Below are 321 nucleotides of genomic sequence, written 5' to 3'. Positions count from 1 at the left end.
GCGTACCGGCCAGCCGATCGCCCAACAGCGGCGGGGCGGTCATCGATGCGTTTCCGCATGGGCTGGCGTACGGCAGCATGATGACTTTGCTTGTGGGGTATCTTGGCTTTGGCGCCGTCGCTATAGGTTTGCCATTGATCCTGATGCTTGCGAGCGCACTTGGTGATGCCAATGCTTTCACTCCTGCCTTGGTCGGCACTTCAGTCCTATCGGTGTTCGTCTACTTCATGCTCCGCTTCGACCTCATAGGCTACCGCTACGCACCCGCCCTGTTCGACCGCAACGCTGGCAAGGTCCATGTCTTCAAGGACAACACGCGTC

At 59.2% G+C, this 321-nt stretch carries 1 protein-coding gene; it reads left to right on the top strand.

The annotated features are described in order from the left end of the window. On the top strand, positions 1–321 hold a 321-nt coding region (locus D180_RS11755; RefSeq protein ID WP_043090874.1), incomplete at both ends, for a hypothetical protein.

It is taken from the genome of Xanthomonas sp. SHU 166 (assembly GCF_000364685.1).
In the GTDB taxonomy this organism is placed as follows: domain Bacteria; phylum Pseudomonadota; class Gammaproteobacteria; order Xanthomonadales; family Xanthomonadaceae; genus Xanthomonas_A; species Xanthomonas_A sontii.
The sequence above is the reverse complement of the archived record's forward strand: the minus strand, read 5'-3'. Positions and strand labels throughout refer to the sequence as shown.